Source organism: Nitrosomonas oligotropha (genome assembly GCF_009833085.1).
Lineage (GTDB): Bacteria > Pseudomonadota > Gammaproteobacteria > Burkholderiales > Nitrosomonadaceae > Nitrosomonas > Nitrosomonas oligotropha.
Genome location: NZ_QRBZ01000001.1, coordinates 41,431 through 50,373, shown reverse-complemented (window position 1 = coordinate 50,373; position 8,943 = coordinate 41,431). Strand labels below are relative to the sequence as shown.

The 8,943-nt window shown below is 46.1% G+C and carries 8 protein-coding genes and 1 pseudogene; all 9 read left to right on the top strand.

Annotated elements, in window-relative coordinates; all coding sequences use genetic code 11:
- Positions 1-117: pseudogene (locus tag ABD07_RS14850) on the top strand (chemotaxis protein CheW); the annotation flags it as partial.
- Between the two features lie 307 nt (positions 118-424).
- Positions 425-1,288 carry a CheR family methyltransferase gene (locus ABD07_RS00240; protein WP_160816612.1) on the top strand — a complete coding sequence of 288 codons (864 nt, stop codon included), beginning with the start codon at positions 425-427 and terminating at the stop codon, positions 1,286-1,288.
- A 4-nt stretch (positions 1,289-1,292) separates the two neighbouring features.
- Positions 1,293-1,904: a chemoreceptor glutamine deamidase CheD gene (cheD, locus tag ABD07_RS00235; RefSeq protein WP_160816611.1), complete on the top strand. Its 612-nt coding sequence runs from the start codon at positions 1,293-1,295 to the stop codon at positions 1,902-1,904.
- A 37-nt stretch (positions 1,905-1,941) separates the two neighbouring features.
- A complete protein-coding gene (locus ABD07_RS00230; protein WP_108698688.1) occupies positions 1,942-3,021 on the top strand; it encodes a protein-glutamate methylesterase/protein-glutamine glutaminase in 1,080 nt (359 codons plus the stop codon).
- 50 nt (positions 3,022-3,071) lie between these two features.
- Positions 3,072-3,566, top strand: coding sequence for an NlpC/P60 family protein (locus ABD07_RS00225; RefSeq protein ID WP_132428174.1), 495 nt, complete (start codon positions 3,072-3,074; stop codon positions 3,564-3,566).
- A gap of 112 nt (positions 3,567-3,678) precedes the next feature.
- On the top strand, positions 3,679-4,005 hold the full coding sequence (locus ABD07_RS00220; RefSeq protein ID WP_160816610.1) for a DUF4389 domain-containing protein: 327 nt from the start codon (positions 3,679-3,681) through the stop codon (positions 4,003-4,005).
- A gap of 224 nt (positions 4,006-4,229) precedes the next feature.
- Positions 4,230-5,210, top strand: a complete 981-nt coding sequence (locus tag ABD07_RS00215; RefSeq protein WP_108698685.1) for a sulfite exporter TauE/SafE family protein — start codon at positions 4,230-4,232, stop codon at positions 5,208-5,210.
- Positions 5,211-5,362: 152 nt separating this feature from the next.
- Complete coding sequence (locus ABD07_RS00210; protein WP_108698684.1) at positions 5,363-5,998, top strand: DedA family protein; 636 nt, start codon at positions 5,363-5,365, stop codon at positions 5,996-5,998.
- Between the two features lie 268 nt (positions 5,999-6,266).
- Entirely contained in the window at positions 6,267-8,936 is a 2,670-nt protein-coding gene (locus ABD07_RS00205) for an MMPL family transporter (protein WP_160816609.1), read from the top strand.
- Positions 8,937-8,943 lie beyond the last annotated feature (7 nt).

The window sequence follows — 8,943 nt, the reverse complement described above, 5'->3', positions numbered from 1 at the left end:
GATACGGAATATATCATGGGACTGGGGACAGTCGATGAACGCATGCTGATATTGATTGATATCGAAAAATTGATGAGCAGCAGCGACATGGGGCTGATAGAGCAAACAATCAATTAGAGAATGATTGCTTCCGAGCGGAAATATTAAGCAGAAGCGAAGCAGGTAATTGGTAATTGTTAAGTTACCGGTTCACGCATAGTACTGAAGAAAGCTGTAAAAAATTGGGTGCAAAATTCGCTACTGGCTAAAGATTATGCCTTTGAATTATCTGCTCCATGAAAACGATAGATATAACTAATTTTATATCGTTTTTTATTCAATGTATTAATACATTCTGTCTGATAAAAAGTGATGAGGCTCCAGGGTCTGATACTGCAAGGAATGACAGCAAAGCAGTATTTATTGGAATTCAAATGGATATATTATGGAAATGATTTTGGGTGGTGATGAAAGCTCTGATAGCAGGATACGCGAGTATGTTTTTACTCAGGCAGATTTTGAGCGTATCAGAAAACTGATATATAACCATGCAGGCATCTCACTTTCCAAAGGCAAACAAAATATGGTTTATAGCAGACTTGCCCGGCGTCTGCGTGCCAACGGTTTGACGAATTTTAACGAATACCTTAATTTTCTGGAACGTGGCAATCCTGAAGAGTGGGAAGCATTTACAAATGCATTAACAACTAATTTAACAGCTTTTTTTCGCGAACAGCATCATTTTCCGATTCTTGAGAAGCATGTAGAGAAGCGTAAGAATGAGGGCAAGATTCAACTCTGGTGCAGTGCATCGTCAACCGGTGAAGAACCTTACTCAATGGCGATGGCGATGGTGCAGGCATTTAAAACATTTTCACCCCCAGTGCATATTCTGGCAACAGATCTGGATACCAATGTTCTGGCAAAGGCACAGTTGGGTATTTATTCACTGGATAAGCTAGAAAAAATACCCAAAGAAAAACTTAAACAGTTTTTTCTTAAAGGCAAAGGGCATCACGCCGGATCGGCGAGAGTGCGCCCCGAATTGCGGAATATGATTACATTCCGGCAGCTGAATTTGCTGGATGAAAGCTGGCCGATTCGCGGTCCATTCGATGCGATATTTTGTCGTAATGTAATGATTTATTTTGATAAACAGACTCAATATAAAATTTTGAAGAAATTTGTACCGCTACTGGCACCGGATGGATTGTTGTTTGCTGGTCATTCAGAGAGCTTTCAGCATGCAGTTGATTTGTTTAAATTGCGTGAGAAAACCGTTTATGAGTTAGCTAATAAACAGAGGTAATCGTATGGCTGAGATCATCGATGATCAAGTTGCTACCAATTTGTATTTTGATAAGAGTTTTAATAATCAAGCTGTTAAATTGCTGCCGGGCGAGTATTATGTTACGGATAAGGATTTGCTGCTTGTAACTGTGCTTGGCTCGTGTGTTGCGGCTTGTATTCGAGATAGTTATAGCGGTATCGGTGGTATGAATCATTTCATGCTTCCGGATGGCGGAGGGGATGCGGGTAGTCCGTTGAATGCTTCAGCCCGTTACGGTACTTATGCCATGGAAATATTGATCAATCAGTTATTGAAGCTGGGTGCCCGCCGTGGAAACCTCGAGGCAAAAGTATTCGGCGGCGGTAACGTTCTGGATGGATTGACAGTCGCCAATGTCGGACAACGGAACGCGGATTTTGTCTTGAAGTTTTTGCAAACAGAGAAAATAAAAGTCGTAGCACAGGATTTGGTTGATATCTTTCCACGCAAAGTCTATTTCTTTCCAAAAAGCAGCAAAGTAATGGTAAAAAAATTACGCAATATACATAACACGACTATTTCCCAGCGTGAAAAGGATTATAGACAACGCCTGTATAAGGTTGATAGTGGTGGAGATGTGGAATTATTTTCCTAGCTTGAACCTGTTTCATGAAATACGTTGAGTTTTTATTATGAAGAAAATAACAGTTATCGTTGTTGATGATTCAGCGCTGATTCGTAAGCTATTAACCGAGATAATTAATAGCCAGCCTGATATGGAAGTCATTGGGGCGGCGGCTGATCCGCTAGCGGCACGGGAAATGATCCGGGAATTGAATCCGGATGTGCTGACGCTGGATGTTGAAATGCCCAAAATGGACGGGCTTGATTTCTTGGAAAAATTAATGCGACTGAGGCCCATGCCGGTGGTTATGGTTTCAACATTAACCGAGAAAAGTTCCGATGTGACATTCCGTGCGCTTGAATTGGGCGCGGTTGATTTTGTGGCTAAGCCCAAAATTGATATTGCATCGGGATTAAAAGAATACGGTAGTGAAATTGCCAATAAAATCCGTATTGCGAAGTCTGCCAGACTCAAACGAAATGCATCCCCGTTGGTTACCAAAAGTGCAACTGCGGATGCAGTGTTGCCATCCGTTGCGAATCGAATCGCATCGACAGAAAAGTTAATCATCGTGGGTGCCTCTACCGGTGGTACGGAAGCCATCAAGGAATTTCTAATTCGTATGCCACCTGATTCACCGGGGATTCTGGTTACTCAGCATATGCCCGAAGGATTCACAAAATCATTTGCCAATCGTTTAAATAGCCTGTGTAAGATATCTGTGGTTGAAGCCCAGGGTGGGGAGAGAGTATTGCCAGGACATGCGTTTATCGCACCAGGACACTCGCATTTATTGCTCAAACGGAGCGGTGCGAACTATATGACGGAATTGAATCAGGGGGAGCTGGTCAGTCGACATCGGCCATCGGTTGATGTACTATTTCGCTCGGTTGCAAATTGTGCTGGCAAAAATGCGATCGGTGTCATTTTAACGGGCATGGGTAAGGATGGTGCGGTCGGCATGCTGGAAATGCAGAAGTCAGGCGCTTATAATTTCGCCCAAGATGAAGCCAGTTGCGTTGTTTTTGGGATGCCGAAAGAAGCGATCGCAGCAGGTGGCGTCAATGAAGTTGTATCATTAAAAGATATGGCAAGGTCTGTTTTGTCAAAAATCTCAAGTATGGGATCACACGGTAATCGCGTATAATCGCTGTAAGAACTTACTTTTAATTGGTTATAGAGTAAAGCGCCTTATCAATGAAAAGGATTATTTCTCGGCTTATTATATTTATTGGCATCAGCTTCTTGGTGAGTTGTGGATCCCTTCAGGAAAAACCTTCGGTAAAACAGGGTTCGCGCCCGCCAGTCAATAAATCAACAGATTCCGGCCACATTAAGAAAGCACTCTATTCCCAATTTAATGAGTGGCAAGGGGTGCGGTATCAGCGTGGCGGAATGAGTCAACGCGGAATCGATTGTTCGGGTTTCGTGCATCTTACATTCAAATCAAAACTTGGAATGCATCTGCCTAGAACAACCAGAATGCAAATGATGGTTGGGAAAGAAATCAGGAAAAACGATTTAAGAGCAGGTGATCTGATATTCTTCAAAACGGGTCCGAGTTCAAATCATGTTGGAATTTATTTGGAAAAAAATAAATTTCTACATGCCTCCGAAAAGAAAGGTGTCACAATATCCCGGTTAGACCATGTTTACTGGCAATCCAACTACTGGAAATCGGTTCGCATATAAGCGAAAAAATAGCATTATCTGATTCAACTCAAGCAAATCCAGCAAAGTGGTATCCTTGTTTTTCTATATGCAGATCGCGTAATGTGACTGCATCAAATTACGGAAAAATAAAATGAATGAAGAAATTAAACAAAGAATTCAGAAAAGAGAAAACTGGCAGCGTGGACTTTTTATGCTTTTCTTCATGTTCATTTATGGATTTTCTAATTCATTGGTCATTGGTATCTTATTTTTCCAATTTGCCACGTTAATACTAACCGGAAAAACGAATGAATTTTTACTTGGATTCAGTCAGAGTCTAAGCATCTATATCCATCAGATCATGAACTTCCTGACTTTTAACAGCGAGCAACGCCCGTTTCCGTTCAGTACATGGCCAAATGCCAGCGATACTCCCGATATGATTAAAGATAACAGTGATAGTAGTGGAAGCGATTAACTCATTGCTGTTCTGGTGTTTTTCTGATTTTTCCTTTATCTGATTCAAACAAACTCCAATCCGATTCCAGCGTATTCTTTGGTTGCGATCGCATTTTTGCCGGATACCGCACCCAGCGATAGCTCTAACTTATCGCTATAAGTATATTACTAAATATTATTTCAAATTATGTTCAGGTGCGGCTATAGTGCAGCGCATTTTAAAGGTTATATAAAGCTAAGCTCATGAAAATACGCAATCTTGATCTGACATCCAATCCCGTCAATGAGGAACATCAGCAATTAGGATTGCCGCCTGTCGAAGATACTGTTTCCCATTTGGATGCACATCCTTTTTTGCGTGCTGCCGTATGGTTTGCTGTTGTTGTATTGGTTTTGCTGATCGCATTTTTAGTCATTCGCTTTTTCCTTGCGCAGGACTTGGGAGAAAGCTGGCAGATTATTAGTAGCACGCTCGATAGCAGGATTTTCTGGAGCGCTGTTGCCGTTGGCTTTCTTGCGCAAGTGGTCGATGGTGCTTTGGGTATGGCTTACGGTGTTACCGCAACCACTTTTTTATTAGCCTCCGGTGCAAGTCCGGCTGCCGCCAGCGCCAGTGTGCATATCGCTGAGATATTTACCACGGGTGTTTCAGGCATTGCGCATGCCAAATTCGGTAATGTCAATAAACAATTGTTCACTCGCTTGCTGGTGCCGGGTGTGTTGGGTGGTATCTTGGGCGCGTTTTTAGTCACGCATGTCAATAGCGCGTTATTCAAGCCTTTCATTTCCGCTTACTTGGTTCTGCTGGGTGTTTATATTCTCAGTAAAGCTTTCCGGCAACTGAGTACTCGAAAGGATGAGCCTCAGCATGTTGGTAAATTGGCCTGTTTCGGCGGATTCATGGATGCAGCGGGCGGTGGTGGCTGGGGGCCTATTGTGACTTCAACCTTGGTAGGAACAGGCACAGATCCGCGCACAACCATCGGATCGGTGAATTTTGCGGAATTTTTCCTGACATTGGCCAGCGCAGCGACGTTTGCACTCCTGATGGAAACCGATCACTGGCCGTTGATTATCGGATTGGTTTTCGGCGGTTTGTTTGCGGCGCCTTTCGCTGCTTATTTATGCAAGAAGTTTCATGCGCGTACTTTACTAATACTCGTGGGTATTCTGATCATCACGATCAGTTGTTTCAATCTCTATAAAGCGCTCATTGCGTTGTAGCTAAAACAATTTCCCGGAAATAAAGCGATATTCCGGGAGATTTTTTCTGTTCTTCCAGTTAAACTTACCCAAACTGGATTCTTTCCTGGTTTAAGCATGTCTCTCCATCCGGAGTCCGATGGCTAACGTTCTCATTCTTCCCACAATTATTTATGTTTCTTATTGATTTCATTCTTCATATCGACAGGCATTTGCAACAGCTTGCTTCAGAATACGGGTTGTGGATTTATGGCATTCTTTTCCTGATCGTGTTTTGTGAGACCGGGCTCGTTGTGTTGCCGCTTCTGCCGGGCGATTCCCTGTTATTCGCGGCAGGATCTCTGGCGTCGCTGGAGGGTTCTCAGCTTAATCCGCATGTCTTATTTGCTGGCTTAAGTTTGGCCGGTATTCTGGGTGATTCTGTGAATTACTGGATAGGCAAAACGGTGGGAGCAAAAGTATTTGCTTCGCAGAATTCGCGCTTTTTTAAACGGGAATACCTCGAAAAAACCCAAGCCTTTTATCTGAAACATGGCACCAAAACCATCATCATCGCACGCTTCATTCCCATCATCCGGACCTTTGCGCCCTTTGTCGCGGGTATCGGGACGATGCCTTACCGCACCTTTATTGTGTATAACATAGTGGGCGCCGTGCTATGGGTTGCAACGTTTGTTTATGCCGGGTTTTATTTTGGGCAGTTGCCCATGGTGCAGCAAAATTTCAAACTCATCATTCTTGCGATCATCATTCTATCGATAACACCGCCGGTGATTGAGTATCTCAAACACCGCTACAAAAAGCAGTAGGAATCTCCTGAGGATAGTGGTGTGTTTCATCAGACTGAAGAGTGATAATTATCAGAAGGTTAAATTCGTGCTGTGACTAATTGCCGTAAGATCAAGTTTTTAATGTAAAATCAGCATATTTAACCCAACTGAAAGATCATTCAGTGCAATTTGACCACCTATTGTGCGCGAAAAATCAACCGGCGCATCTCAATACCATGACCGCTAGCACCCGTGATTTCGCGCAGGCAATATTCATTACTGATCGTTTCAACTCCTCTTCAGAACAATGACAACACCAGTGGAAACTTCCCATAGCCGTGTTCATGCCATTTTTGCGCGTTGGACCACATTTTCCTATCAGTATGCGTTGTGGGTCCTGCTAGCCGCGCTATTGATCGCAATCGTCAGCGGCATCTATGTCTCGCGCAATTTGGGTATGAATACCGATACTGCCGAGATGCTGTCCGAAGACTTGCCGTTTCGTGTCAATCTGAAGCGCTATAACGAATCATTCCCGCAAGACATCGATACACTGCTCATTGTCTTGGATGCACCCACGCCGGAACAGGTGCGCGTGGCAACCGAGAATCTGGCCGCGCGGTTAAAGCAAGATTCCAGTAATTTTTACGATGTTTATTCTCCGCGAGTGGACGACTTCACCGCGCGCAACGGATTGCTGTATCAAAGCATTCCCGAGCTTGAACGGATTACCGATAGCTTGGCCGCGGCGCAACCCTTGATCACTCGCATCAGCCAGGATCCTTCGCTGGCTGCTTTTGCCGATGTGCTGACCAGCGCGGTGGATGAGTTGAACAAGGGACGGAGCATTGAATTGCGTCCGGTATTGAAGGGCGTCAACGCAACCCTGGAAGCGCGGCTGAATGGTTCTCCCAGAGCATTGTCATGGCAGACCATGTTCAGCGGCGAAGCGCAAAAAAACACTTACCAGGAACTCATCATCATCAAGCCGCGGCTTGATTTTTCTCAGCTGTTTCCAGCCGAACAATCCATTGCCGCGTTGCATGCCGCGGCGGAAAGTGTCGGCATCACGGAGGGTAGTCCAATCCGCTTACGCATTACCGGCGAGGTGGCCCTGGCCGAAGAGGAGCTCAACAGCTCGCTGCGCGGTATGGAATATGCCGGAATTATCACGTTTGTACTGGTCGGCGTCGTGCTTTTCTTCGCCATGCGTAACGGAGGGCTGATCCTCAATGTGCTGGTGTGTCTGTTGATGGGATTGATTTTGACGGCGACATTTGCCACTGCGGTTGTCGGTCATCTGAATCTGATTTCCATCGCTTTTGCCGTACTGTATATCGGCCTGGGAGCAGATTTTGCAATCCATTTTCTGCTGCGCTATCGCGAAGTGCTGGAAAACAATCATTCCCCGGCTGAAGCCATCCATATCTCCGGCGGCGATGCCGGAGCGGCCTTGACTGCGTGTACCGTCACCAATGCGATCGGGTTCTATGCCTTCATGCCGACCGATTACAGCGGAGTGGCCGAACTCGGTATCATTTCCGGAACCGGTATGATCATCAGTTTGCTGGTCACGCTTATCATCGGCCCGGCATTGTTGCGCTATCTGCCGAAAAAAGCGGTGGCAAAACCGGCTAAAAAAAGTTCGGTTGGCAAGGTGCTGGAGTTTTCGTTGAAGTGGCACAAAGCAACCTACGCGGTTACGCTGGTGGCGACGGTGGCAGCGTTGGCAATCTTGCCGCAAGTGCGATTCGACTACAATTTGCTCAATATGCAAGACCCGAAGGGGGGCGCGGTACAGACTTTCCGGGAATTGCTGGCCGAGCCCGATCTTTCGCCTTGGCATATCGCAGTGCTGGCTAACAATCCGCAGGAAACGGAAACGTTGGCGAAACGGCTGGCTGATTTGCCAGAGGTCAATAAAGTTGTCACGGTATTGGATTTTGTACCCGCGCAGCAGGAAGAAAAGTTTTCTCTGATTCAGGAAATGGCGCTGACGGTAGGGCCGATTGCCGCGACACCGCCGCCGCAAATCCGGATCACCAGCGATGCGATTCTGGCCGAGCAATATAAGGCGTTACGGGAATTGGTTGCGGCATTGGAACGATTTGCTGCCAGCCATCCTGAGCATCCATCGGCCGCTACTGTAAGTGCTTTAAAGTCGACGCTGACTCATTTGTTCGCGCAATTGGACAAAGTCAGCAACGATGAAAAAAGTAAACTGTTATATACCATCGAAGACGATTTGCTGGCGATGTTGCCGCTGGCTTTGCAAAGTTTGCGCACGGCGACTGAAGCAACTATTTTCGATGAGGGCGATTTGCCCGTTGCGTTTAAAGACCGTTGGCATAGCGATGCGGGCGGTTACCGGCTAGCGGTTTATCCGGTTGAGGATCTGAACGATAACGATGCCTTGCGGCGCTTTGTCCGTTCCGTGCAACAAGTGGCGCCACATGCCATCGGCGTCCCGGTGATCAGTCTGGAAGCGGGTGAAGCCGTGGTGCAGGCATTCGTTCAGGCATTCTCTTTGGCGCTGATTGGTGTGGTGGTCATTTTGCTGGTGTTGCTGCGCAGTATTAAATATACCTTGCTGGTGCTATTGCCGCTGCTGCTGTCGAGTTTGTTCACTGCGGCGTTCACCATCCTGCTGGATGTGCCGTTTAATTTTGCCAACATCATTGCTTTGCCGCTCCTGCTCGGACTCGGCATCGATAGCAGTCTGCACATGGTGTACCGGAGTATCAATAATGAGCTGGTGAGTGAAGTTCTGATTCATACCAGCACCGCGCGGGCCATTTTCTATAGTGCGCTGACGGCGCTGGTGGATTTTGCCAGTTTAATCTTCTCGTCGCACTTGGGTACGGCGAGTATGGGAATACTGCTGACTGTGGGACTCGCTTTTACCTTGATCTGCACACTCATTATTCTACCGGCTTTGCTTCGCGCTCCGGCTGCCGAGGTTAAAGCGAATACCTAACACGCAA

Excerpts from the sequence above, each read along its gene's own strand:
- ABD07_RS00240 (WP_160816612.1), top strand. The coding sequence starts at position 425 with ATGGAAATGATTTTGGGTGGTGATGAAAGCTCTGATAGCAGGATACGC.
- cheD (WP_160816611.1), top strand. The coding sequence starts at position 1,293 with ATGGCTGAGATCATCGATGATCAAGTTGCTACCAATTTGTATTTTGAT.
- ABD07_RS00230 (WP_108698688.1), top strand. The coding sequence starts at position 1,942 with ATGAAGAAAATAACAGTTATCGTTGTTGATGATTCAGCGCTGATTCGT.
- ABD07_RS00225 (WP_132428174.1), top strand. The coding sequence starts at position 3,072 with ATGAAAAGGATTATTTCTCGGCTTATTATATTTATTGGCATCAGCTTC.
- ABD07_RS00220 (WP_160816610.1), top strand. The coding sequence starts at position 3,679 with ATGAATGAAGAAATTAAACAAAGAATTCAGAAAAGAGAAAACTGGCAG.
- ABD07_RS00215 (WP_108698685.1), top strand. The coding sequence starts at position 4,230 with ATGAAAATACGCAATCTTGATCTGACATCCAATCCCGTCAATGAGGAA.
- ABD07_RS00210 (WP_108698684.1), top strand. The coding sequence starts at position 5,363 with ATGTTTCTTATTGATTTCATTCTTCATATCGACAGGCATTTGCAACAG.
- ABD07_RS00205 (WP_160816609.1), top strand. The coding sequence starts at position 6,267 with ATGACAACACCAGTGGAAACTTCCCATAGCCGTGTTCATGCCATTTTT.